The sequence below is a fragment of the Rhizobium sp. MHM7A genome, from assembly GCF_005862215.1.
Taxonomy (GTDB): Bacteria; Pseudomonadota; Alphaproteobacteria; order Rhizobiales; family Rhizobiaceae; genus Rhizobium; species Rhizobium bangladeshense.
Window position 1 is genome coordinate 190,311 of record NZ_VCHT01000005.1, and the last position, 24,998, is coordinate 215,308.

Genomic DNA, 24,998 nt, shown 5'->3' on the forward strand with positions numbered 1-24,998 from the left:
AAATTCCGGGATAATTACCGCTTTGCGGCACGGGGCGGCGCTGCTATATGGCGCGCATGAGCACCAATTCGACCACTCCGCTGTCCCATATCCGCAACTTTTCGATCGTGGCCCATATCGACCACGGCAAATCGACGCTGGCCGACCGCCTGATCCAGACGACGGGCGGACTTGCCGAGCGCGAAATGTCCGAGCAGGTGCTCGACAATATGGAGATCGAGCGCGAACGCGGCATCACCATCAAGGCCCAGACCGTGCGCCTGCACTACCAGGCGAACAATGGCGAGAAATATGTTCTCAACCTGATCGACACGCCCGGCCACGTCGACTTCGCCTATGAAGTCTCGCGGTCGCTGTCGGCCTGCGAGGGCTCACTGCTGGTCGTCGACGCTTCGCAGGGGGTGGAAGCGCAGACGCTCGCCAATGTCTACCAGGCGATCGACAACAACCACGAACTCGTCACTGTCCTCAACAAGATCGACCTGCCGGCCGCCGAACCCGACCGAATCAAGGAACAGATCGAGGAAGTGATCGGCATCGACGCTTCGGAGGCCGTGCTGATTTCGGCCAAGACCGGCCTCGGCATTCCCGACGTGCTCGAGGCGATCGTCCACAAGCTGCCGGCGCCGAAGAGCCCGGGCGGCGAGAAGGCGCCGCTGAAGGCGCTGCTCGTCGACAGCTGGTACGACACCTATCTCGGCGTCATGGTTCTCGTGCGCATCATCGACGGCGTGCTGACCAAGGGCCAGACGATCCGCATGATGGGCACCGGTGCAAAATACCAGGTCGAACGCGTCGGCGTGCTGACGCCGAAGATGGTCCATGTCGACAGCCTCGGCCCCGGCGAGATCGGCTTCATCACCGCCTCGATCAAGGAAGTGGCCGATACCCGCGTCGGCGACACGATCACCGAGGACAAGCGCCCGACCGCCGAGGCCTTGCCGGGCTTCAAGCCGGCGCAACCCGTCGTCTTCTGCGGCCTGTTTCCGGTCGATGCCGCCGATTTTGAGGATCTGCGCGCCGCGATGGGCAAGCTTCGCCTCAACGACGCGTCCTTCTCCTTCGAGATGGAATCGTCTGCCGCTCTTGGTTTCGGCTTCCGCTGCGGCTTCCTCGGCCTCTTGCATCTTGAAATCATCCAGGAGCGCCTGGAGCGCGAGTTCGACCTCGACCTCATCGCAACGGCACCTTCCGTCGTCTATCAGCTGACGATGACTGACGGCAGCGAGCGCGAGCTGCACAACCCGGCCGACATGCCCGATGTCGTCAAGATTGCCGAAATCCGCGAGCCCTGGATCAAGGCGACGATCATGACGCCGGACGACTATCTCGGCGGGATTCTGAAGCTCTGCCAGGACCGCCGCGGCATCCAGACCGAGCTGACCTATGTCGGCACCCGCGCGATGATAACCTATGAACTGCCGCTCAACGAAGTCGTCTTCGACTTCTACGACCGTCTGAAATCGATCTCGAAGGGTTATGCATCCTTCGACTATCACCTCGAAGGCTACCGCGAAGGCAACCTCGTGAAGATGTCGATTTTGGTCAACGGCGAGCCGGTCGATGCGCTGTCGATGCTCGTGCACCGCACCGCAGCTGAAAAGCGCGGCCGCGACATGTGCGAGCGGCTGAAGGAGCTGATTCCGAAGCACATGTTCAAAATCCCGATTCAGGCGGCGATCGGCGGCAACGTGATTGCCCGCGAAACCATCTCGGCGCTGCGCAAGGACGTGACGGCCAAGTGCTACGGCGGCGACGCCACCCGCAAGCGCAAGCTGCTCGACAAGCAGAAGGAAGGCAAGAAGCGCATGCGCCAGTTCGGCAAGGTGGAGATCCCGCAGGAAGCCTTCATTGCAGCGCTGAAGATGGGCGACGAATAACGCTTCTCAATGACGTCTTATGCGCATATGACTTGCGCATAAGACGAGGAAATCGGACTTTCTCTTCCAAGGCTTCTAAGCCCTCACCCTCTGCCCATATACTCCTTCACCAGCCCCTCATAGGCATCCATCTCAGGCAACGCCGGGTAGCTGTAGACCGCTCCGGTCTCGGCGAAAGACAGCTTCTCGCTCGTCCATGTCTCGATGAAGGGCGTGAACCAGCTGGGGTCGTCGAGCATGGTGACGCGCAGATTGACGAACCAGTCCATGCCTTCCGGCCGGGTGAACATCCAGCTCATGCAGTGCGGGCAGAAATAATGCTTGCTGGCGCCGTGCAGGCCGCCAATAACAGGCTCGCCCTTGGTTACCTCGAAGCCTTCGCTGGGAATGGCGGCGCTTAGTGAATAGGCGCTGGCAGTCATCTTCTGGCAGCCCGTGCAATGGCAAGCCATGGTGAGCAGCGGCGGCGCGCTGATCTTCAACCGCACTTGGCCGCAACGGCAGCCGCCTTCCATCGGTAAATTCTCTACTGGCATGGCATCACTCCCCTTCGCCTCTCTCATCTAGCAGAGCCGGCGGCAATGTCGAGAAGCCAAGACAAGCGCGAATCTCAGGCGGGGTTTATCGGCCTTGCCGGATTGCCGACCACCGTAGCGCCCGCCGGCACATTCTTCGTGACGACGGCGCCCGCGCCGACGATCGCGCCATCGCCGATCGTCACCCCACCGAGGATGATAGCGCCGCCGCCGATCCACACATCGCTGCCAATGGCAACAGGCCGTGCGATCTCGATTCCCGCGCTGCGAAGCGCCAGGTCCTTGTGATGCTCGGCGCAATAGATCTGCACGCCGGGACCGAACATGGTGCGGTCGCCAATCGTCACGCTGCCGGAATCGAGGATGGTGCAGCCGGCATTGAAATAGACGCGCTCGCCGAGCGTGATGTTGATGCCGTAGGAGCAGTGAAACGGCGCTTCGATGAAGATATCGGAGGCAGCCTGCGCAAAAAGCACCTTGAGGGCAGGTGCTACTGCGCCGCGCTCGTCCGGCGGCAGCGTATTATGGGCGTGGACCGCGAGCCGCGCCTGCCGGCGCAGGAGATCGAGCTCGCCGTCAAGGCAGCAATACCACTCACCCGCCGCCATCTTCTCGCGTTCGCTTGCCGTCATTGCATCCCCCGTCAAGCCGGGACCTGCGACAGCATCTCGACCCCTTGCCGCTCGATCTGTCCGACCCAGGCGCGGGCGATGGCAAGGCCGGCGGCATCGGCTGCACCAGCATGCCGCGCAGCCAGCTCGGCATAGCTTTCCAGCCAGCCCGGCGCGATGCGTTTTATCGTGTCAGGGAATTCCGCCTTCCATTGCTCGACCACCGTTCTATCTGCCTCGAAATGAAACTGGGTGCCGTAGACGGCGCGGCCGATGCGGAAGGCCTGGTTTTCCGCGACAGGGCTCGTCGCCAGACGCACCGCTCCATCAGGCAGGGAAAAGGTGTCGGCATGCCATTCGAAGATGGTGAATTCGCCGCCAAGCGCCGAGAGTAGTGGATCGGCGCGGCCTTCATCGGTGACGCCGATCCTGTGCCAGCCGAATTCGCGGGCGGTCCCGAGATGATTGTCGGCTCCATAGGCGCGAGCAAGAATCTGGCTGCCGAGGCAAATGCCGAGCACCGCCTTGCCGGCGTCGCCGAAGCGGCGCGCGAGCCGGGCGAGTTCCGGCAGGTAGGGATGCGTTTCGTCATCCAGCGCGCTCTGCTCGCCTCCGAGAACGACCAGCGCGTCATGGCCGGATATATTCCGAGGCAGAATGCCATCCCTCCAGACCCGGAACCACTCGACTGCAGCACCCGCCTCGTCGAGCGCGATGGCAAGCGCGCCGAGACCGGTGTTGCGCATATTTTCGACGACTGCGACTCGCATAGGTTCTCCCCGGTGGTGGCAGGAAGAGACCATGCTGTAGAACGGCGCGCAAGATGCTTGCGCATGCGCGATTGCGTCCGCACGCTGCAAGAGCTTAAATCGCTCCAAACGAAAGGAAACGCCATGACCGAAAAAGCCCGCGTCTCGATTCTCTACTGCACCCAGTGCAACTGGCTGCTGCGCGCCGCCTGGATGGCGCAGGAGCTGCTGAGCACCTTTTCCGACAGTCTCGGCGAAGTGGCGCTGATCCCCGGCACCGGCGGCAACTTCGAAATCCGCGTCAATGGAGATCTCATCTGGGAGCGCAAGCGCGACGGCGGCTTTCCCGGGCCGAAAGAACTCAAGCAGCGCGTCCGCGACATCATCGAGCCCGGCCGGGATCTCGGCCATGTCGACCGCGTCTCGCACGAAAGCTGACCAAGCCCGTCAGCGATAGGGCGATCGGCAAACCCTGTAGACGCCTTCATAAGTGAGGAAGTGATCCGTCCGCGGATTATAGGAACGGTATTCATTGGTGCACCAGGCGATATGCTTGTTCATATCGCGCGCCGCCGGCTGCACGCGCTGCACCGGCGGCGGGTCATAGGTCAGTTGCGGCCGTCCCGCCGCGCCCGGCAGATAATAGGTCGGCCCCGCACCGCGCGGACGGTAATTCGGCTGGACATAGGCCGGGCGATGCCATTGCTGCGGCCCGAAACCGAAGCAGCCGCGAAAATCGCAGAGCGTCGATCCCGTGTTGAGCGGCCCGACGCCCCGCTTCGGCGATTCGGCGCTGGCCATGGCAGGCGCGAGAACGGCGAAAAGGCCGGCGAACAGAAGCGTGCGGGCAACAGGCATGAGGCATTCCTTTCGATATTCCCTCTATATAGGGCGCGGGGAACAAAGCGCTATGCTCACTCTGCGGCGCTCTCCCCATGTGATACGCAGCTTTTTCGCCAACTGTCAGGAAAACTTCAAAAACCCAGTTGACAGTCACGAGCCACCCCCTTACATCGCTCTCCGTCGCCCAGATGGCGGAATTGGTAGACGCGCAGGTTTCAGGTACCTGTGCCGCGAGGCGTGGAGGTTCGAGTCCTCTTCTGGGCACCATTTCCTTTTGATCGCTGCCAAGATCAAATATCCAAACTTCTGCAAAATTGCGCATTTGGCTCTGTTGTCAGGGGCCATTGACGACGTGCTTGTCCGGATACCGGTTCCAGGAGCAGTGCAGGTTGAAGGCCTTTCACGCCGCCATGTGAGGTGTCGTCTTCCCGCTATCGGATATGACCGACAAAGCCGTAATGCCGGCTTCCCTGGCGGCGAGAAGAAGTAATTCCCTCAATTCCTCCATTCCGCCCTCTCCCGCGATGGCATCGTCGCAAGCCTTCACTGCCGCGACATATTCCTCTCCATCATCGAACGGCCAATCAATAATCAGAACTTCGGCTGCGTCTCGGAGCGACTTGACGACCCTTCGCCGACCGCCAAGAAAGAGGACAAGAGGCGCAAAATTCGGCGATGCGTTCCATTGCATGACACTTTCTCCCCAAGGGTTAGAATATTAGTAATGAAGCAAGAACCATGCCGGGGAGCGGGAGGCGCGTTCGCTGTTGATAGAGCAGCGCTCCATGAATGATCTCGGCAAGAGATGGAATGAGCGGTGCGGACGCGGTCCCATTGTTCAGCGCTCCTGAAACCGAGTCCCTCTTCTGGCGCGCCCCACAAGCCTCGCACAAGAACGAAATCGGATACCGGGTCAGGGATGAACATACGGCCGTTCCGCCTGCGATGAGCCGAGCAGCTCACGAGGGGAAGCTTGGCCAGAGACTCTGGAGTTCGCTTGGGATGAAAGTCGTAATTCTCGCCGGTGGCCTTGGCTCGCGTCTTGCCGAGGAAACCAGCGTCCGCCCCAAGCCTCTGGTCGAAATCGGCGGCATGCCGATCCTCTGGCACATCATGAACATCTACGCCCATCATGGCCTCAATGATTTCATTATCTGCGCCGGCTACAAGGGCTACATGATCAAGGAATACTTCGTAAACCTTGTTCTGCATCACAGCGACATCACCGTCGATCTCGGCGCCAACAGCATCCAATATCACGGCGGAACACGCCCCAACTGGCGCGTGACCGTGGTCGATACCGGCATGCATTCGATGACCGGCGGCCGCATCGGGCGTATTCGCGACCATCTGATCCCGGGCGAGCCCTTCTGTATGACCTATGGCGACGGCGTCGGCGACATCGACATCGCTGCTGAGGTCTCCTTCCATCGCAGCCACGGCCTGAAGGCGACAATGTGCGCGGTGTCGCCGCCCGGACGCTACGGTGCCACGAACATTGAAGGGCAGTTCATCACCTCCTTTGTCGAGAAGCCGAAGGGCGACGGTCAGCGCATCAATGGCGGCTTCTTCGTGCTCGACCCTTCGGTGGTAGATCTCATCCCCGGCGACGATACCATCTGGGAAGCCGGGCCGCTGGAGTGGCTTGCCGCCAACAACCAGCTCGCCGCCTTCAAACATGACGGCTTCTGGCAGCCGATGGATACGCTTCGCGAGCGCACTCATCTGGAAGAACTCTGGAATTCCGGAAAGGCACCGTGGAAGCTATGGGCCTGACGAACTTCTGGAATGGCAGGCGCGTATTCCTGACGGGGCACACCGGGTTCAAGGGATCATGGCTCTCGCTCTGGCTGGAAAAGCTCGGAGCAGAGGTGACGGCCGTCTCACTGGAGCCCGAAACCAATCCTTCCCTATATCGGCGGCTTTCACCTTGGAGCGGACAAGGCCATCACATAGCCGACATCCGTGACGCTGCCGCGTTCAAGCAGCACCTCATCGCTTTCGAGCCCGAAATTGTCATCCACATGGCAGCCCAGGCCCTGGTGCGACGCTCTTATGAAAACCCTGCCGAAACTTTCGCGACCAATGTCATGGGAACAGCGAATGTTCTTGATGCCGTCCGCGAGGCGGCCTCGGTCAAGACCGTTCTGGTCGTCACGTCGGACAAGGTCTATGCCAATAACGGCAGCGGTGTTCCCTTCATCGAAACGGATACACTCGGCGGCAAGGACCCCTACTCCAACTCCAAAGCCTGTACCGAACTCGTCGTCCAGAGTTATCGCGACAGCTTCTTCAAAGGGCGCGACATCAGGGTCGCCACCGTCCGCGCCGGCAATGTCATCGGCGGCGGCGACTGGTCGAGGGACCGGCTGATCCCGGATTTCATTCGCGCTTTCGAAAGCAATCAGCCGATCATGCTCCGTTATCCCGAGGCAATCCGCCCCTGGCAGCATGTGCTGGAGCCGCTCGGCGGCTATCTGGCCTTTGCCGCGGCTCTGACGCTTTCGGGCCGGGATGAATTGCCCGCAGCCCTCAATTTTGGCCCAGATCCGCAGAGTTTCGCGACAGTGTCGGACCTTGCCGAAGCTCTGGGTCTTGCCCATGGCGTCAAAGACGTCTGGAGACTGGCACCGGGAGCGCATCTGCCGGAAGCACCCGCCCTGACTCTGAGCTCCGAGCTCGCGTTATCGGCCATCGGCTGGCGACCGCGCCTGAGCCTGCAACAGACAATCGACTGGACAGCCGCCTGGTACAAGGCCAACCGCGAAGGAGCAGACATGCGCGCCTTCTCGCTCGGGCAGATCGCGGCCTATGAGGAAGCAATATCATGACAGCGCATAATTGCCGGTTCTGCCGCGCTCCCTTGAAACATCGCTTCGTCGATCTGGGCTCGACGCCGCTTGCCAACGCCTATCTCACGGAAGAGCAGCTCAAGCAGCCGGAGCCTTCCTATCCGTTGCGCGCCTTCGTCTGCTCCGAGTGCTGGCTGGTGCAGGCCGATGCCTTCGTTCCGCCGGAAGACATCTTCAGCCACTACGCCTATTTCTCCTCCTACAGCGACAGTTGGGTTGAGCATGCGCGCCAGTTCACCGTCATGGCGCGCAATCGTTTCGGCCTCAGCCAGGCATCTCGGGTGATCGAGGTGGCGAGCAATGACGGTTACCTCCTCAAGCATTTTGTCGAGGCCGGCGTGCCGGTGCTCGGCATTGAGCCGGCCGAAAATGTTGCAGAAGTTGCGCGGCAGATCGGTGTTCCCACGGAGGCCCGGTTCTTCGGCAGGGAAACGGCCGCCGATCTCGTTTCCCGCGGCCTTGCCGCCGACATCGTCATTGGTAACAACGTGCTGGCGCATGTCCCCGACATCAACGATTTCGTCGGTGGGCTCTCTGCCGTTCTGAAGCCGGATGGCATCGTCAGCGTCGAATTCCCGCATCTGTTGCGGCTGATGGAAAACATCCAGTTCGATACCGTTTATCATGAGCATTTCTACTATCTGTCGCTGCTGGCCGTCGAGAAGGCCTTTGCGGCGCACGGCCTTACCGTATTCGATGTGGAAGAATTGCCGACCCATGGCGGGAGCCTCCGCGTGCTCGCCTGCCGCACGACGTCGACCGCTCATCCGACCGGCCCCGGCGTCGCCAAGGTGCGCGCCGACGAAGCAGCCGCAAGCTTCGACACGGTCCAAACCTACGAGGCTTTCCAGAGCCGCGTAGCGCCGATCAAGGATGGGCTGCTGACCTTCCTCAAGCAGGCTAAGCGTGACGGCAAGTCGGTCGCGGCCTACGGGGCCGCCGCCAAGGGCAACACGCTCCTGAATTTCTGCGGCGTCGGCACCGACCTCATCGATTACGTGGTCGACCGTAATCCGCACAAGCAGGGACATTACCTGCCGGGCAGCAAGCTGCCGATCTATGCGCCGGAAAAGATGGACGAGACGAAGCCGGATTACGTTCTCATCCTGCCGTGGAACATCAAGAACGAGGTCGTAGCAGCCAACAGCAGGGTCAGCGCCTGGGGTGGACGCTTCGCCGTCGCCGTCCCTGAACTGACGGTGATCGGATGAAATTCGTTCCGACCGCGGTTTCGGGTGCTTTTGTCGTCGAAGTCGACGCGCGCTCTGACGAACGCGGGCTGTTTGCCCGGACTTTCGATGCCAAGAGCTTTGCCGATCGCGGCCTCGTGCCTGTCTACCCGCAGTGTAATGTCTCACAGAATCACAAGCGCGGGACGTTGCGCGGCATGCATTACCAGGCTGATCCCCGGCCGGAGATCAAGCTGGTGCGCGCCACGCGCGGCAGGGTCTTCGACGTGGCGCTCGATCTGAGACGGGATTCCCCAACCTATCTCCAATGGGCCTCCGTCGAGCTCGATGCTCGCAGTCACAATGCCTTCTACATACCTGCCGGATGCGCACACGGCTTCCTGACGCTAGAGGACGACTGCGAGCTCTTCTACCAGATGTCGGAAGTCTTTGTGCCGGAGCTTGCCCGCGGCGTCCGCTGGGACGATCCCGCCTTTTCCATTGCCTGGCCGTTCGAGCCGAGCGTCATCAGCGAGCGAGACGCCGCGCTTGAAAGCTACAGCCGGGAGACGAGCATTTGAGCGACATCAACTATAGGTTTGACTTTCCCTTCGAAATCGTCATCTGCGACAACGCCTCCACTGACGGCACCCGGCGGGTTGTCGAGGAATTCATCAGTCACGGATTGCCGATCCGCTATTACAAGCGTGAGGTTGCTGTGCGCCTCGGCAGGGGTGAATATCTCATCTATCTCGCCGACGACGACATACTGATTCGCTGGAGAGCACCGCCGTCTTCGTCAGCGCTGACCGCGATCGGAAATATTTCGTGGCACTCGGCTACCTGCCCAATCTCGTGTTCCACGAACATGATCTCGCTCGGCACATCATCATGTGAGCCTCGCACCAGTTTCAGAAACTAGGGTCGCGGCGGGCGGCTGCGTCTTGATCCATTCAACAGAAATTAGCGGCATGACAAACAGGATCTTCTATACCAAGCCTTCCATCACCCAGCTTGAAACCGATTATGCCACGGATGCGGCAGCAACCGGCTGGGGCGCACGCTGTTACGACTACATCAACCGCTTCGAACGCGACTTCAAGACCTATCTCGGCAGCGACTTCGCCATTGCAACTTCGAGCTGCACGGGCGCCATGCAAATGGGCCTGGCTGCACTTGGTGTCGGCGAAGGCGACGAAGTGATCCTTGCTGACACCAACTGGGTCGCTACCGTCTCGCCAATTTTCCACCTTGGCGCCAAGCCTGTTTTCGTCGATGTGCTGCCGGATTCCTGGTGCATCGATCCGCACGAGGTCGAACGGCACATAACCCCGAAGACCAAGGCGATCGTCGCGACTCACATTTATGGCAATCTCTGCGAGATGGATGCGCTGCTCGAAATCGGCAGACGTACCGGCATCCCTGTGATCGAGGATGCGGCCGAAGCGATCGGTTCCGTCTACCACGGCCGCCGCGCCGGCTCGATGGGCGCCTTCGGCACCTTTTCCTTCCATGGCACGAAGACGCTGACGACCGGTGAAGGCGGCATGTTCGTCACCAGCGATGCCGCGCTTTACGAGCGGGTGCTGACGCTCAGCAACCACGGCCGCGCACGCGGCCAAACCAAGCAGTTCTGGCCCGACGAGATCGGGTTCAAGTACAAGATGTCCAACATTCAGGCGGCCATCGGCTGCGGACAGCTCGAGCGCATCGAAGAGCTGGTCGCCCGAAAGCGGGAAATCCTCGCCGCCTACATGGTACGGCTTTCCGCCCTGCCCGGCCTTTCGATGAATCCGGAATACAGCGGCACGATCAACGGGGCGTGGATGCCGACTGCGGTGTTTCATCCGTCGACCGGCATTACCCGCGAGATGATGCAGCAGGCTTTCGAGGCCGCCAATATCGACGCCCGAGTCTTCTTCTATCCCCTCTCCAGCCTCTCCATGTTTGAGGATCGGCCGGAGAACGTGAATGCCTGGAGTATTCCCGACCGGGCGATCAATCTGCCGAGCTACCACGACATGAGTGAAGCCGATATCGATAAGGTAGCGGCGACGCTGCTCGATGTGGCCGCCGGGCGAACCTACCACAACAGCCCGGCACTGCAGCAGTCGGCCTGAGACAGCCATAGAGCGAAGGATAAACATTAGTCATGACCACCAAGGACGACCGTCTCGAATTCGAAGCCCACAAGCGGGAAATGTCGCTTGCTCTCGGCCAGGACGAGGCAAGCTTCCAGCAGTCGCTGAACACCCTCATCGGGCTCGACAAATTCGACTATTTTTATCTGTGGTCATGGATGGGCGTGCCGATCATTCAGCTTCCAGCCGATATCCTCGCGACTCAGGAAGTCATCTGGGCAACGAAGCCCGATGTCATCATCGAAACCGGCGTGGCGCGCGGCGGCTCGCTAATCTTCATGGCGTCGATCCTCGCCGCTACTGGTAACGACAAGGCCAAAGTCATCGGTGTCGACATCGACATTCGCGCTCACAATCGTGAAACGATCGAATCTCATCCCATGTCGGGGCGGATCAAAATGATTCAGGGCGGCTCGGTCGACGACGAGGTGCTTGCTGCCGTGAAGGCCGAGATTTGGCCGGGCGCCCGCGTGATGGTGGTGCTCGACAGCGACCATTCCTATCAGCATGTTCTTGCCGAATGCCGCGCCTACGGCCCTCTGGTAAGCGAAGGCTGCTACCTTGTCGTCGCCGACACCCTCATCGGCCACCTGACCGAGGAGCAGGCATTCACCAAGCGGTCCAAGGTCTGGCTGCGCGGCAACGAGCCGCTGCAGGCGATTACGGACTATCTGGCGGAAACCGATCGTTTCGAAGTCGATCCCGTGCTCAATGGAAAGCTCGTTCTGTCTTCCTCGCCGGGCGGCTATTGCGTCTGCCGCCAGGCCTGATCAGAGGACAGATGTAATCGCGCATGCCGCAAATCGATATCGTCAGCATCAAGGGCAATGCGGATGCGAGCAAACGGCTCCGTCTGCCAATCAGAAGCGATAGCGGTCGGTTCGTGGGTGAATTGCAATGCATCGACAGGTCGATGCTCGATGAGCCCGACTTGATCGCTGACCTGACGGCGTGGCGAAACCAGTCGATGCCGTTCTTCCTGACGCAGTTTGCCGCCACAGAGGAGCGCACACGCAGCTGGCTCGAGAGCATTTCGCTACCTGCCCCAGACCGGATCCTGTTCGTCATTTGCGATCTCGACGGAAACAGGCTCGGCAATTTCGGCGTCTGCAACATCCGGCCCGGCGCGGCCGAATTTGACAATGTCATCCGCGGGCGGATGAGCGATATTCGCAACCTCATGCTCCACTGCGGCGAGGCATTGCTGGAATGGATGTTTTCGGTGCTTGGGGCCAAGACAGCCGAGCTGTACGTCTTCTCGCATAACGAAAAAGCGATCGGGCTTTACAAGCGGCTGGGCTTTGCGGCGGCCGAAAGCCTGCCGCTGCGGCGAACCGAGGAAAAGGACGCAGTCAGCTATTCGGTCATAGATCGATCGCAAGCAAATGCGGGCTTCGACTATCTCAGGATGGAGCTTCCGGTTGAACGTTTTGAAGATCGCATCCGCAGGCGCTTTTGAGCGCCTCACCGCACTGGCTGGTAATGGCCACGGAGCGGAACTTTGCGGCCCATGGTGACAAAGCCGTCGCGGTCGCAGACATACATCAGCGTCGGCATGCCACCGGACCGGAAGATTTCATCATAGCGGCGGCGGACCTGCACGGTCTCGGTGCGGCAATTATAGGATTCCTCTTCCTTCTTGTCCGGCTGTGCCTTGACGCCGGGAAGGTCCCTGTAGGGATAAAGAGGTTTGACGTCCGATTGAATGGGTTTCGTCCAATCGACGGCGAAGGCCGCCGCCGGGGCGAGGCCAGTCACGGCAAGGAGCGATATCAGAAGCATCATCAACAGCCGCATGGGAACTCTCCTGCCGGCGATAGGCCGCCTTCTGCCGATGTAGGAAAGGCGGGGCGCTTGATCAAGCCGCCGTGGCGGGCGATTTCCTGAAATAGCCTCTGATGACGGGGTGGCCGAAGAGGCCGGCCAAAATGGCAAAGGCGGCGCCCAGGAAGAAACCAGCGAGGAAGCCGCCGATGATGCCGGCGAACATCAGGATCTTCTTTCCCGGGCCATCGGCCTTGACCGGCGGTTCGGCCGGCGAGATGACGCGGATGTTGCTTTGACTGAGGCTCTGCTCCTCGCTCGTCTGGCTGGAGCGTTTCAGCACCGTCTCGTAGATATCGCGCGCCGCCGTCGCCTTGCGCTGCAATTCGTTCAGTTCCACCTGCTTGTCCGAACTCGTCGCCTGCAGCGCCTTCTGGACGGCAAGCTCCTTGGCGATGCTATCCTCGGCTGATTTGGCCTGCTCATATTCGCCCCGTGCGGAGATGGCGAGGCGCTGCAACTCGCCCTTGATCTCGCCCGATATGCTCTGCAGCGAGGAGCGGGCCGCCTGCAGACGCGGATGACGCGTGCCCATCTGGCTTTCGAGGCTGCCGACGGCGGCGGCCTGGGCGGCATATTGCTGACGCAGGCTGACGAGCGGCGAGGTGGCGCCGCCTTCCATCTGGTTGCCGGCGACGATGTCCTCGACGCGGAGACTGGCGACCGCATCGGCACGGGCCTTGGCCTGAATGGTCTTTTCCTGTGCCGTCACCAGCAGCGTGTTCAGTGATGCGAGCCGCTGATCGGAAATCAGGTTGCCCTCGGTCGCGGCCATGTCGTTGTCAGCGCGGAAGGTTTCGACCGCCTGCTCGGCCTCCAGCACCTTCCGGCGCAGATCGTCGAGACGTCCGTCGAGTGTCGAGGAGGTGTTTTCGTAGAGGCCGTTCGAGGCGCTGTTTTCCTCCTCGGTAAAGGAAGCGACGACCTGGTTGGCAAGCTTTGCGGATTTCTCCGGGTCATTCGTCGTCGCGGCGAGCGAAACGACATAGGTGCCGGTCTGGCGGGTGATGACAAGCGCCTTCTGCAGGGCGCCGATCACGGCCGCGCCATCCGTCCTGCCGCCGTTAAATTCCGGATCCTGGTCGAGCTTCATCGCCTCGACGACGCGGCGCAGCACATTGCCCGAGGTCAGAATCTGCACCTGGCTGTCGATGAGTGCCGAAATCATCTCCGGCGATGGACCTGAAGATTGCGCGCCCGTCTCGGCAAGGCCGATCTGGCGCGGGTCGAAATAAAGGCTGCTGACGGCCGTGAATTTCTGGCCGATCAACGGCGCCATCACGCCGCCCCCGACCGCTCCGAATAGGGCCAGTGCGAGAACCACCAGCCGGCGGCTCCAGATTGCGGCGATGCCGGAACGGAGGTCGAGAAGCGGGGCGCCAGGTGCGGATGTCCCCTGCAGCCGAATATCGGCCGCAGCCTCTCCGGCGGGTGCCGGCGAAGCCTCGCCGTATCGGCGGGTTTGGGCAGGCCTTACGGACGGCGGCACCAAAGGCGGAGCGGCAGTTTCGAGCTCCTGACGGGCGAAGTCATCCGGACGAACGACCGGACTGCGCAGGCGCACGCCTTCCGACGCAGTCTGAGACGGCTCATAACTACGCCAGCCGGGCAGCCGGCTCACCCTGTTCCTGTCATACTGGCTCATACGCGCACTCGTGTCCCGCCCAGCGTGAAAGACTGAAGCCGAGGTGCTGCGACTTTAGAAATTCTTAGCTAACGGACCGTTAAGATGAATGCAGCGACCATCGACGTCGCGCTTTGCCGTGATTGCGAGGATTGTCATGGGGACGACACGACATCTGGTGGCGCTGCTGCTTGCGGCCGCCCTCACCCCATCGCCGGGCTTTGCGGCCGGCGCGCCGTGTTATCGCGGCGTCAATCTTTCGGGCGGCGAATACGGCGAGCGCGGCGCCATCTACGGCACGAACTACATCTATCCGAGCGAGCAGACGATCCGCTATTTCGCCGAAAAGGGCATGACGATCATCCGGCTGCCCTTCCGCTGGGAGCGGCTGCAGCCGGCGCTCGGCGGGCGGCTCGACGAGGATGAAATCAAGCGGATCAAGGACACCGTTGCCCTGATCCGCAAGCACGGCATGGCCGTTCTGCTCGACCCTCATAATTTCGGCTATTACGACAAGGCACAGGTCGGCACCGCACCGGCGTCGGACGCCGCATTCGCCGACTTCTGGGCAAGGCTGGCGGTCGAATTCGCCAATCAGGACGGCGTTCTCTTCGGCCTGATGAACGAACCCTATGACATCATGGCGACGGATTGGCTCGATGCCGCCAATGCTGCCATCCGCGCCATCCGCGCCGTCGGCGCACGCAACCTCATCCTCGTACCGGGCACGTCCTGGAGCGGCGCTCACAGTTGGGAGAAGGATGTGATCGGCGGTGCCAACGGCACGGTGATGCTGGGCGTGCGCGATCCGCTCGACTTCTACGCTTACGAAGTCCACCAATATCTCGACGTCGATTCTTCAGGAACCCATGCCACATGCGAAGGTGCCGCCGCCGCTGTCGAGGCGATCGTCGGCGTCACCGCCTGGCTGAAGCGGAACCATAAGCGCGGCTTTCTTGGCGAATTCGGCGCCTCCACCGACAAGGACTGCATGAGCGGCCTGACCAAGATCTACGCCACCATGTCGGAGAATAGCGATGTCTGGCTCGGCTGGTCCTACTGGGCGGCGGGCGAATGGTGGCCGGCAGACGAGCCTTTCAACGTTCAGCCGGGCAGGGGTGCCGAGCGACCGCAGATGCGGCTTCTCGCCGCCTCGGCGAAAACCGATGCCGACGCCTGCAGCGCCGTCAAGTCCAAGGGGAACTGATTGTGGCAGCCGTCGATCAGAAGGCAGCGACTTTCACCATGGCGAACAAGCCGCTCCATGTGGCCGGGAGGACACCGCGCGTCGACCATCCGGTGCTTTGGCTCGGCCTGCTTTCGGTGCTCTATAACGGCATTCTCGCGTTCATAAACCATAACATCACGCCGCTTTCGATGACGCATGTCGCCGCCAGCGAAGGCCTGCTTCTGGCAAGCGCCATCATCTACATTCTCCACAAGGGGATCTACGAGACGGATCTGCCGGCCTTCCTGTTCCTGCTGTTCACGCTTGTCGTCACCATCTATGTCAGCGTGCTCAATCGCGTGCCGTTCGTCGACAACTTCCGCAATGTGCTGATCATGTTCTGCTTTTCCGGCCTCGGCGGCTGGAGTAACGAGAAAACAATCAAGCTTACCTTCCGCTGGGCAAGCCTTGCGGTGTTGATTTTCCTGATCTTCGAGATCGTCAGCGTGCCTTTCTATGTTAGCATCGTGCATCCGTCCGATTATTTCGCCAATACACGCGGGCTGCTGCCGCTGAGCTACAACAAGACAGGCCTGTTCCAGAATGCGCTCGGTTTTCCCGAGCGCTTCTCCTTCGGCATCATCGACCACCGCTCCTCCTCGATCTTCCTCGAGCAGGTGTCGCTCGCCAATTTCTGCGGCGTGATCGCGATCTACCTCGTTTCCATGTGGGAAAGGACTGGCCGCTGGGACCGGCTACTCTTCATCGGCACGGCCGTGCTGATCCTGGTAACGAACGATACGCGCACAATGCTGATCTTCTGTTTTGCCTGCATCGTCGGTTATTTCGTCTTTCCGAAGATCCCAAGGAATTTCAATCTGGCGCTGATGCCGCTGATCATCGCCGCGGGCTTCCTCGTCTACACCATGAAGCCCAATGCGACGGGCGACAATTTCACCGGTCGCATCAACCTGACCATGAAGAAGATCATGGAGCTCGATCCCCTCGCCGTTCTCGGGCTGTCGGTCGACAGGGTCGCCGAGTTCGCCGACAGCGGCTACGTTTATCTGATCTACGCAGCGACGATCTTCGGCGTCATCGCCTTCTGGATGTTCGTCTGTCTCTTCCCCGCCGGCCGTACGGCAGCACAGAGGCGATGCGCCCATTCACTTTCTCTTTTCATTTTTCTGAATATGATGATCGGGGGCACCGCTGTTTTCTCGATGAAGATTGCCGGCCTCTTGTGGTTCGTCGTCGGATATATGCGCTTCCACGACAGCCCGCGCATCCTACAGGGTCGTGCGGCAGATGTACCGAGTTGACCGCAGCGGCACGGTAGAAGCCGGCGCCCGCGAGCCTGAGGAGCAAGACATCGGATGCTTGTCCAGCTTCAATATCTGCGCGCTGTTGCGGCACTGATGGTCGTTTATTTCCATGCGATCTTGCAGCTTGCCAAGGTCAATCCCGCCGTCGACGCCACCGCTTTTCTGTATGGTGAAACCGGCGTCGACATCTTCTTCGTCCTGAGCGGCTTCGTGATGTGGCTGACGACGAGCGGGCGCGCGATGAGTCCCATCGATTTCGCCCGCCGTCGCATCAGGAGGATCGTCCCGCTCTATTGGCTGGCAACATTGTTTTCGGCTGTCGTGGCGCTGGTGGCCCCATCATTGCTCAAATCGACAGTGTTCGACCTTCCGCATCTCATCGCCTCGCTGTTCTTTCTGCCATGGGCCAATGCCGCCGATCCAAGCACGATTGCCCCCGTCGTCGTGCCGGGCTGGACGCTGAATTACGAGATGTTCTTCTATTTCGTGTTTGCGCTGTTGCTGCCGCTCTCGGAAGCCCGGCGGATTCCAGCGATGTTTGCCGTCTTTGCCGTGATCCTGATTGCCTGCCGGCTGCTGCCGCAAACGGCAGGCACGCGGTTCTACGGCGAACCGATCATGCTGGAGTTCCTCGCCGGCGTAGTGCTCGGCTGGCTTTACGGGCAGAAGGTGCTTCTGCCGAAACGCTGGGCATGGGCGGCACTGGCCACCGGCTTTGCCTTCCTCCTCGTCAACGAAGCGCTGATGCCGCCGGAGAGCCGGTTCTACGCCTGGGGAATCCCCGCGATTTTTATCGTCTACGGGGCAGTTTCCATCGACTTCTCCCGGCTACCGGTCCTGGGATGGCTGAATTATCTCGGCGACTGCTCCTACAGCATCTATATCACCCACGCCTTCACTCTCGCTTTCCTGAGGGTGGCTTCGGACCGCCTGCAGATCGACATCCTGCAGCAGCCGGTATTTTTCGTGATCCTGTCGCTGGTGCTCTCGTCGATCGGCGGCGCAATCGTCCATGAAATCACCACGCCGCGCCGGAAAGCGGCGATCGTGAGCCGACCGCCAGCCTAGATGTAAACCTTCGGATTCAATTTTCGCCCTTCACATCCTTGGTTTCCCGCCTCTCGATGTCGCAATTTGCCCATCAGCTTTCAGCGGCATGCTTTAATTTCGCTCACTGAAGGCGAGAATACACATCCGGGCGGCGCTGGCGGCACAGCGTTTCGAGCAACTTCTCCTAAGCTGATGCCAGCCATGAGAGAACTTGCAGGAACGTGATGGTTTATCTTGCAATTTGTCGCATAAATGAAAGTGCGCCGGCCTGTTCGCGGCTTGAGCTTTGATCTAAGCACGGGCTGCGACCTCCAAGAGGGAAGAGGGAGAGACATGAAAAGCTATGTATTGACGGTATCCTGCCAATCGACGCGCGGGATCGTTGCGGCGATTTCGAGCTATCTGGCCGAGAAGGGCTGCAACATCATCGATTCCAGCCAGTTCGACGACCTCGATACCGGCAGGTTCTTCATGCGCGTCAGCTTCATTTCCGAGGAGGGGCTTTCCGGCCCCGAAATCAGCGCCGATTTTGCCGCCGTCGCCGCGCCCTTCGAGATGGATTACGAATTCCACGACAGCGACAAGCGCATGAAGGTGCTGCTGATGGTGTCGCGCTTCGGCCATTGTCTCAACGACCTGCTCTACCGCTGGAAGATCGGGGCGCTACCGATCGACATCGTCGGCGTCGTCTCGAACCATTTCGACTACCAGAAGGTCGTGGTCAACCACGACATCCCCTTCCACTACATCAAGGTGACGAAGGAGAACAAGCCGCAGGCCGAGGCCCAGCTCGTCGACCTCGTCGAGCAGACCGGCACCGAGCTGATCGTGCTCGCCCGCTACATGCAGGTTCTCTCCGACCAGCTCTGCAAGCAGATGTCGGGCAGGATCATCAACATCCACCACTCCTTCCTGCCGAGCTTCAAGGGCGCCAATCCCTACAAGCAGGCCTATCAACGCGGCGTCAAGCTGATCGGCGCCACCGCCCATTACGTCACCGCCGACCTCGACGAAGGCCCGATCATCGAGCAGGACACGGCGCGCATCACCCATGCGCAGTCGCCCGACGACTATGTCTCGATCGGCCGCGACGTCGAAAGCCAGGTGCTGGCCCGCGCCATCCACGCCCATATCCATCACCGCACCTTCATCAACGGCAACCGCACCGTCGTCTTCCCGGCCAGCCCGGGAAGTTACGCATCCGAACGCATGGGGTGAGTCGGTAGAGGCCGCGCATCTCTTTTGCTGGCAGACAACAATCTCCCGTTGCCTGCCAGCGGCAAGTATTTGATTATCGCGTTTAAGGGGTAATCGAATCATACTGGGGGATGGGTGTCATGACCGACGAGGCGCTTGTTGATCGCATGGCGCTGCCGCGTCCCGACGTCAGCGTTTCTGACGCGGAAGAAATCCTTCTTGCCCATTACAGCCTGTCCGGCACACTCGCTGAACTCGGTAGCCAGCAGGATCGGAACTACCGCGTCGACAGCGATCGCGGTCGATACGTCCTGAAGATCTGCCATGCCGCCTACGAGGCCCGCGAGCTCGAAGCGCAGAATGCAGCGCTCCATCACCTCAAAAGCCGTCAGGATGCGCCACGCGTTCCGAACGTGATCCCCACGAATGACGGGCGGGAGATCGTCGTCCTGACCGTGCGCGGGCACGGCTATCAGGTCCGGCTGCTGGAATATCTGGAAGGCCAGGGGCTGACGGAGAAGGGATATCTGGCGCCGGCTTCCGTCGCGGCGCTCGGCGCGCTCTGCGCGCGGCTGGCACAATCGCTTGCCGATTTCGACCATCCCGGCCTCGACCGCAGCCTGCAGTGGGATTTGAGACGCGCCGGCCCTGTCGCCGTACAGCTGCTTTCCGCCATCACCGACAGCGCTGCCCGCGACCGGATCGCCAAAACCATGGTGAAGGCCGTTCGCCGCATCCAGCCCCTGGCGCCGTCGCTTCGGCTCCAGGCTGTCCATCACGACGTCACCGGCGACAACGTCGTCGGCCACCGCGACGCCCATGGCCACACGATCCCCGACGGGGTCATCGATTTCGGCGACATTATCCGCGGCTGGCTGGTCGGCGACCTAGCCGTCACATGCGCTTCACTGCTGCATCAGGCGAATGGCGATCCCTTTCATATCCTGCCCGCCGTCACCGCCTATCAGGCGATCTATCCGCTGAGCGACGAGGAACTGAAGGCGCTCTGGCCGTTGATCGTCGCACGAGCGGTCATCCTGGTGGCCAGCAGCGAGCAGCAGATATCGATCGATCCCGATAACGACTATGTCCGCAGCAATCTCGACCGCGAGCGGGCGATCTTCGATACGGCGATGTCGGTTCCATTCGAACTCATGGAAGCTGCGATCCTCAAGGCGGCCGGTGCAGATGTCGCCGCTCCGCAGCCGTCAGCATGGCTGCCCTTGCTGCCCGATATCGATCCGGCTGCGATCGCCTATGTCGACCTTGGCGTGCGGAGCGCGCATTTTTCCGCCGGAAACTGGCTGAACGCCGATATGGACTGGCGGCTGCTTGCCCGGGCTGCTACCGAAAACGGCACAGCGGCGACGCGCTACGGTGAATATAGGCTTTCCCGCGCTGCCCTCGGAAACACCGCGGGACAGGCGACCTTCGCCCTGCATGTCGACATCTGCCTTGCCGCAGGAAGCGCGGTCGCCGCGCCCTTTGCCGGCCGCATCGGCTGGAAGGACCAGCATGTGACACTGTCGGACGACAGCATGACCCTTCATCTAGACGGGCTCGACCCTTTGATCGAGGGTGGGGTCGAGGATTGCGCCGTGCTCGCCGCCGGCGATCCGCTCGGTTCGGTTTTCGGTGAAGCGTCGTCGCTCGGCGGCCTGCGCCTCCAGCTCTGCAGCGTAGCAGGCCTCGAACCCCCGCTCTTTGCCAAGCCGCGGGAGGCGGCAGCCTGGTCGGTGCTCTGCCCTTCGCCTTCATCCCTCCTCGGCCCGGGAGCGGATGCGCCGCCACCGGAGACCGCCGAGCTGCTCGCCAGGCGGCAGGCCCATCTCGCCAGCGCCCAGAAGAACTATTATGCCGCGCCGCCGCAGATCGAGCGCGGCTGGAGGGAACACCTGTTCGATGTCGAGGGCCGCGCCTATCTCGACATGGTCAACAATGTGACGATTCTCGGCCACGGCCACCCCAGGATGGCGGCGGCAATCAACGCCCAATGGCAGCGGCTCAATACGAATTCACGGTTCCACTATGCGGCGATCGCGGAATTTTCCGAACGTCTCGCGGCGCTCGCGCCGGACGGGCTCGACGCGGTCTTCCTCGTCAACAGCGGCTCTGAGGCCAATGATCTGGCGATCCGGCTGGCGCAATCCCATAGCGGCGCGCGCAACATGCTCTGCCTGCTCGAAGCCTATCACGGCTGGTCGGCGGCGAGCGACGCCGTCTCCACTTCGATCGCCGACAATCCGCTGGCGCCGACCACCCGCCCGGATTGGGTGCATGCGGCCGTTTCGCCGAATACCTATCGCGGTGCGTTCCGCGGACCCGACACAGCGGCGAGCTACCTCGGCGCCGCCAAGCCGATATTCGAGACGATCGACGCGGCCGGCCAGGGCCTTGCGGGCTTCATCTGCGAATCAGTCTACGGCAATGCCGGCGGCATTCCCCTACCAGAAGGTTACCTCAAGGAAATCTATGCTGAGGTGCGAGCCCGCGGCGGGCTCTGCATCGCCGATGAGGTGCAGGTCGGTTATGGCCGGCTCGGCCATTATTTCTGGGGCTTCGAGCAGCAAGGGGTCGTGCCCGATATCATCACCATCGCCAAGGGCATGGGCAATGGCCATCCGCTCGGCGCCGTCATCACCAGACGGGAGATTGCGCAGTCGCTGGAGAAGGAGGGGCCCTTCTTCTCCTCCACCGGCGGCAGCCCGGTCAGCTGCGTCGCCGGCATGACGGTGCTCGATATCATGGCCGAGGAGAAGCTCCAGGAAAATGCCCGCACGGTGGGAGATCATCTGAAGGCGCGGCTCGCCGCGCTGATCGACCGGCACTCGATCGCCGGCGCCGTCCATGGCATGGGTCTCTATCTCGGGCTGGAATTCGTCCGCGACAGAACGACGCTGGAGCCGGCGACGGAAGAGACGGCGGCGATCTGCGATCGGCTTCTCGAGCTCGGTGTCATCATGCAGCCGACTGGCGATCACCAAAATGTGCTGAAGATCAAGCCGCCGCTCTGCCTCAGCATCGAAAGCGCGGATTTCTTCGCCGACATGCTGGAAAAGGTGCTCCAAGAAGGCTGGTGATCCACGCTTTCGGGCGTTAACCAAATCGGTCATTTCGAGGCATTACGAGTTTTACCGACGTAGCCCATTGCCGGAATCAGACGGACTTCCTATCTCTGCTGCGGCGATCGAGAGATTTCGATCCTGTCATGCGAATTTTACGAAGAGCTGATATGTTTCTTTCCGTAAGTTCGGGCCATGATGGAATTGTTTTTTTCGGATCGTCGATATTTTGACACGTTTCGGAATATGTTTCCGACAGGCTGTCCATTAATCTCTACTAAGTTAGTAGATATTGAAGACAACCATCACCGGCCCTGGGCTCTTCCGGGACCCTCGAGCGCAACGCCAACGAAAGGAACGAGACATGATATACATCGATATTCTCGCCACTCTCCTTGGGCGATCTGTGCTTGGCAATGACCGTCCGGGCGCCCTCTCCCGCCCGAACTGTCGAATGTGACGTTCGTCCTCCTTTCAACGGTACCAGACAAGTCAATTCGCCATGGCTGCGCCTGTTGCGCGGCAGGAGTTCTATCTATGAAGAAGCAAGTTATCGAATATGCAGGCGTTCCCGTCGGCATCGTTATCCCCGACGAAGACCGGCTGAAGTTCATCGCCGTGAAATTCCACGTCCACGACCTCGACGAGCAGCGGTTCGGTTCGCCCGACGAGGTGCGGCTGGCCATTCACGACCTGATGACCCGCCGTCACCCGAAGCCGATTCATGCCTGACGCGGAAAGCCTCAGCGGCTTTTAGTGCACTTCCGATGTCCGACCGGTCCTGCCACACAGGGCCGGTCTTGTATTTTTGAGCCAGTTGCAGTCCTATCGGCGGCCCTTCGTGCATAAGGATCCGCCCTTGCCCGACCTTCTCAACCTGATCACCGATATCGAAGGCGTCTCCGTCGGCCATGCGACCGACCTCGCCTTGGGATCCGGTGTCACAGTCATCGTATTCGACGAGCCAGCCGTCGCATCCGGCACGGTGCTCGGCGGCGCACCGGGCGGACGCGACACCGGCCTGCTCGACCCGTCGATGACCGTCGGCGCCGTGGATGCCTTCGTGCTCTCCGGCGGCTCGGCTTTCGGCCTCGATGCCGCCGGCGGGGTGCAGGCGGGATTGCGCGAGATCGGCCGCGGCTTCGCCGTGGGCACCGCGCGCATACCGATCGTGCCGCAGGCGATCCTGATGGATCTGCTGAATGGTGGCGACAAGGATTGGGGTCTGCATTCGCCCTATCGCGACATGGGTTACGCCGCGATGAAAGCCGCGACCAAGGGCGCTTTCGCGCTCGGTACCGCCGGCGCCGGCACCGGAGCGACGACAGCCACTTTCAAGGGGGGGCTCGGCTCCGCCAGCGCCGTCAGCAGCGCCGGCCATCACGTCGGGGCGCTCGTCGCCGTCAATGCGCTCGGCTCCGCAACGATTGGCGACGGGCCGCACTTCTGGGCGGCACCCTTCGAGAAAGACGGAGAATTCGGCGGGCTTGGCCTGCCTGCGACGGCCGACCACAGGATGCGACTCAAGGGGATGACCACGCCGGCGACGACGATCGGCGCGGTAGTCACCGATGCGCAACTGACGAAGGCGGAGGCGCATCGGCTTTCAATTGCAGGTCATGACGGCCTTGCCCGGGCGCTGCTGCCGGCGCATCTGCCGCTCGACGGAGATACCATCTTTGCCGCTTCGACAGCCAAACATTCGAGAAGCGACATGGCTAGCCTGATGGAGCTTTGCCACCTAGCCGCTATCGTCATGGCGCGGGCGGTCGCGCGCGGCGTCTACATGGCAAGCACCCTTCCGTCCGAGGGCGCGCAAGAGGCATGGCGAGACCGCTACCCGAACGCCGATTGATTGGATAGGGTCAAACCCGGACAGGTCGAACAGGCCGAATGGCGGAGAGACGTGAATGCAGATCCGGGCGCTGATGTATTTCGACGAGCTGGTGAGGACCAATTCCATGCGCCAGGCGGCCGAGAACCTCAATGTCGCGCCGACGGCGATCAGCCGGCAGATCGAGAACCTCGAATATCATTTCGGCGCGCCGCTGGTCGAACGCAGCGCCCGCGGCGTCAAGCTGACGGCGGCCGGCGAGCTTCTCGCTGCGCGCGCCGGCCGGACGCTGCGGGAACTCGATCACGTGCAGCAGCTGATCGAAGACCTGAAGGGACTGCAGCGCGGCCGTGTCAGCATCTATGCCAATGGCGCCACCGTCGCCAATCTCTTGGCGCCGGCGCTTGCCGAATTCAGCCTGAAATATCCGCAGCTGCGTTTCACCGTGACGATCACCAGCGCGCGGCAGGCGGTCGATGCCGTCAACAGCGCCGAAGCCGATATTGCGGTGACGCTGTTTGCGCCCGTCATATCAGGCACCAAGGTGCGGCTGCGCTCCGAGATCGCCTATGATTTCATTGTCACGCCGCAGCATCCGGCGGCCGCCCTTGCCGAAATCCCCATCCGGGAACTCGCCGATTACCCATTGGCGCTGCCGGATCAATCCTTCGGTTTCCGCCAGGCCTTCGATGCGCTGTTCGAGAAGGAGGGGCCCAGCCTCGATCCCGTCTTCGTCACCAGTTCGCTCGAAATGCTGAAGGAACTGGTGCTCAGCGGGGCTGCGGCGACGCTGCTGCCGGCGCTGACCGTCCGCCGCGAAATCGAAGCGGGCCAGCTCCTGGCCATTCCGCTTGCCGGCAAGACCGGCATCCGCACCCATGTCGATCTCTGCGTCGCGCCGGACCGGCAGCTGTCCTTCGCGGCGACGAAACTGCTCGACTTCATCGAGAGGTTCATGCGCGAGCGTACGAACGGCCGAGCCGGGACCAAAGACTGACGCTTCAAGCTTGCATTGCCCGCAAATATCAGGTGTAGCTTTTTCGGCTACACCGAGCACACAAAATCGTCATTGTGTGTGCACTGCTGTGGTGCAATCTATTCGCAAAGGCCTTCGTCATCGACGCACGGCCAGA

General features: G+C 61.3%; 24 protein-coding genes, 1 tRNA gene and 1 pseudogene. 19 read left to right on the forward strand and 7 right to left on the reverse strand.

What is annotated here, in order from left to right:
• Positions 1-47: 47 nt before the first annotated feature.
• Positions 48-1,880, forward strand: a complete 1,833-nt coding sequence (gene lepA / locus FFR93_RS19155) for a translation elongation factor 4 (RefSeq protein WP_064707655.1) — start codon at positions 48-50, stop codon at positions 1,878-1,880.
• Positions 1,881-1,963: 83 nt separating this feature from the next.
• Here lepA and FFR93_RS19160 read toward each other — a convergent pair whose 3' ends face one another.
• From FFR93_RS19160 to FFR93_RS19170, 3 genes are all read right to left on the reverse strand, one after another.
• The gene (locus FFR93_RS19160; protein WP_138394374.1) at positions 1,964-2,416 is read right to left on the reverse strand and encodes a GFA family protein; all 453 of its coding nucleotides are present in this window, start codon (positions 2,414-2,416) and stop codon (positions 1,964-1,966) included.
• Between the two features lie 74 nt (positions 2,417-2,490).
• Entirely contained in the window at positions 2,491-3,048 is a 558-nt protein-coding gene (locus tag FFR93_RS19165; RefSeq protein WP_064707653.1) for a sugar O-acetyltransferase, read from the reverse strand.
• Between the two features lie 11 nt (positions 3,049-3,059).
• Positions 3,060-3,797, reverse strand: coding sequence for a type 1 glutamine amidotransferase (locus tag FFR93_RS19170; RefSeq protein WP_138394375.1), 738 nt, complete (start codon positions 3,795-3,797; stop codon positions 3,060-3,062).
• Between the two features lie 123 nt (positions 3,798-3,920).
• Between FFR93_RS19170 and FFR93_RS19175 the strand changes: the two genes are divergently transcribed.
• Positions 3,921-4,214: a SelT/SelW/SelH family protein gene (locus FFR93_RS19175; protein ID WP_011423629.1), complete on the forward strand. Its 294-nt coding sequence runs from the start codon at positions 3,921-3,923 to the stop codon at positions 4,212-4,214.
• A gap of 9 nt (positions 4,215-4,223) precedes the next feature.
• Here the strand turns inward: FFR93_RS19175 and FFR93_RS19180 are convergent, their stop codons facing one another.
• Positions 4,224-4,634, reverse strand: a complete 411-nt coding sequence (locus FFR93_RS19180; RefSeq protein WP_138394376.1) for a BA14K family protein — start codon at positions 4,632-4,634, stop codon at positions 4,224-4,226.
• Between the two features lie 167 nt (positions 4,635-4,801).
• Between FFR93_RS19180 and FFR93_RS19185 the strand changes: the two genes are divergently transcribed.
• Positions 4,802-4,886: transfer RNA gene (locus tag FFR93_RS19185), tRNA-Leu, on the forward strand.
• Between the two features lie 133 nt (positions 4,887-5,019).
• Here FFR93_RS19185 and FFR93_RS19190 read toward each other — a convergent pair.
• Positions 5,020-5,310, reverse strand: coding sequence for a DUF982 domain-containing protein (locus tag FFR93_RS19190; protein ID WP_064707650.1), 291 nt, complete (start codon positions 5,308-5,310; stop codon positions 5,020-5,022).
• A gap of 311 nt (positions 5,311-5,621) precedes the next feature.
• Between FFR93_RS19190 and rfbF the strand changes: the two genes are divergently transcribed.
• The 8 genes and pseudogenes from rfbF to FFR93_RS19230 all read left to right on the forward strand — a co-directional run bounded on the left by rfbF (position 5,622) and on the right by FFR93_RS19230 (position 12,240).
• Entirely contained in the window at positions 5,622-6,395 is a 774-nt protein-coding gene (gene rfbF, locus FFR93_RS19195; protein ID WP_064707649.1) for a glucose-1-phosphate cytidylyltransferase, read from the forward strand.
• Entirely contained in the window at positions 6,386-7,450 is a 1,065-nt protein-coding gene (gene rfbG / locus FFR93_RS19200; protein ID WP_138394502.1) for a CDP-glucose 4,6-dehydratase, read from the forward strand. Before rfbF ends, rfbG begins: the two co-directional genes overlap by 10 nt.
• On the forward strand, positions 7,447-8,682 hold the full coding sequence (locus tag FFR93_RS19205; RefSeq protein WP_138394377.1) for a class I SAM-dependent methyltransferase: 1,236 nt from the start codon (positions 7,447-7,449) through the stop codon (positions 8,680-8,682). The genes rfbG and FFR93_RS19205 overlap by 4 nt, the downstream gene beginning before the upstream one ends.
• Positions 8,679-9,221 carry a dTDP-4-dehydrorhamnose 3,5-epimerase gene (gene rfbC / locus FFR93_RS19210; protein ID WP_138394378.1) on the forward strand — a complete coding sequence of 181 codons (543 nt, stop codon included), beginning with the start codon at positions 8,679-8,681 and terminating at the stop codon, positions 9,219-9,221. Before FFR93_RS19205 ends, rfbC begins: the two co-directional genes overlap by 4 nt.
• Positions 9,222-9,223: 2 nt before the next feature.
• Positions 9,224-9,415: pseudogene (locus FFR93_RS19215) on the forward strand (glycosyltransferase family A protein); the annotation flags it as partial.
• Between the two features lie 196 nt (positions 9,416-9,611).
• Entirely contained in the window at positions 9,612-10,760 is a 1,149-nt protein-coding gene (locus FFR93_RS19220; RefSeq protein ID WP_138394379.1) for a DegT/DnrJ/EryC1/StrS family aminotransferase, read from the forward strand.
• 32 nt (positions 10,761-10,792) lie between these two features.
• The gene (locus tag FFR93_RS19225) at positions 10,793-11,551 is read left to right on the forward strand and encodes a CmcI family methyltransferase (RefSeq protein ID WP_138394380.1); all 759 of its coding nucleotides are present in this window, start codon (positions 10,793-10,795) and stop codon (positions 11,549-11,551) included.
• Between the two features lie 23 nt (positions 11,552-11,574).
• The gene (locus FFR93_RS19230; RefSeq protein WP_138394381.1) at positions 11,575-12,240 is read left to right on the forward strand and encodes a GNAT family protein; all 666 of its coding nucleotides are present in this window, start codon (positions 11,575-11,577) and stop codon (positions 12,238-12,240) included.
• Positions 12,241-12,245: 5 nt separating this feature from the next.
• Here the strand turns inward: FFR93_RS19230 and FFR93_RS19235 are convergent, their stop codons facing one another.
• Together FFR93_RS19235 and FFR93_RS19240 are read right to left on the reverse strand one after the other, a co-directional pair.
• Positions 12,246-12,578 carry a hypothetical protein gene (locus FFR93_RS19235; RefSeq protein WP_064707641.1) on the reverse strand — a complete coding sequence of 111 codons (333 nt, stop codon included), beginning with the start codon at positions 12,576-12,578 and terminating at the stop codon, positions 12,246-12,248.
• 61 nt (positions 12,579-12,639) lie between these two features.
• Complete coding sequence (locus FFR93_RS19240) at positions 12,640-14,250, reverse strand: GumC family protein (RefSeq protein WP_138394382.1); 1,611 nt, start codon at positions 14,248-14,250, stop codon at positions 12,640-12,642.
• A gap of 136 nt (positions 14,251-14,386) precedes the next feature.
• Here FFR93_RS19240 and FFR93_RS19245 point away from each other — a divergent pair, with 136 nt between their 5' ends.
• The 8 genes from FFR93_RS19245 (at position 14,387) to FFR93_RS19280 (ending at position 24,862) form a co-directional block, all read left to right on the forward strand.
• Positions 14,387-15,436: a glycoside hydrolase family 5 protein gene (locus tag FFR93_RS19245; protein ID WP_138394383.1), complete on the forward strand. Its 1,050-nt coding sequence runs from the start codon at positions 14,387-14,389 to the stop codon at positions 15,434-15,436.
• 2 nt (positions 15,437-15,438) lie between these two features.
• The gene (locus FFR93_RS19250) at positions 15,439-16,719 is read left to right on the forward strand and encodes a hypothetical protein (RefSeq protein ID WP_138394384.1); all 1,281 of its coding nucleotides are present in this window, start codon (positions 15,439-15,441) and stop codon (positions 16,717-16,719) included.
• A gap of 54 nt (positions 16,720-16,773) precedes the next feature.
• Positions 16,774-17,790, forward strand: a complete 1,017-nt coding sequence (locus tag FFR93_RS19255) for an acyltransferase (protein ID WP_138394385.1) — start codon at positions 16,774-16,776, stop codon at positions 17,788-17,790.
• Between the two features lie 315 nt (positions 17,791-18,105).
• Complete coding sequence (gene purU / locus FFR93_RS19260) at positions 18,106-18,990, forward strand: formyltetrahydrofolate deformylase (protein WP_138394386.1); 885 nt, start codon at positions 18,106-18,108, stop codon at positions 18,988-18,990.
• A gap of 119 nt (positions 18,991-19,109) precedes the next feature.
• Positions 19,110-22,049 (forward strand): aminotransferase, encoded by a 2,940-nt coding sequence (locus tag FFR93_RS19265; protein WP_138394387.1) that lies wholly within the window; start codon positions 19,110-19,112, stop codon positions 22,047-22,049.
• A 519-nt stretch (positions 22,050-22,568) separates the two neighbouring features.
• The gene (locus FFR93_RS19270) at positions 22,569-22,763 is read left to right on the forward strand and encodes a hypothetical protein (RefSeq protein WP_064707634.1); all 195 of its coding nucleotides are present in this window, start codon (positions 22,569-22,571) and stop codon (positions 22,761-22,763) included.
• 127 nt (positions 22,764-22,890) lie between these two features.
• The gene (locus FFR93_RS19275) at positions 22,891-23,886 is read left to right on the forward strand and encodes a P1 family peptidase (RefSeq protein WP_138394388.1); all 996 of its coding nucleotides are present in this window, start codon (positions 22,891-22,893) and stop codon (positions 23,884-23,886) included.
• Positions 23,887-23,941: 55 nt separating this feature from the next.
• The gene (locus FFR93_RS19280; RefSeq protein ID WP_064707633.1) at positions 23,942-24,862 is read left to right on the forward strand and encodes a LysR family transcriptional regulator; all 921 of its coding nucleotides are present in this window, start codon (positions 23,942-23,944) and stop codon (positions 24,860-24,862) included.
• Positions 24,863-24,998: the final 136 nt, after the last annotated feature.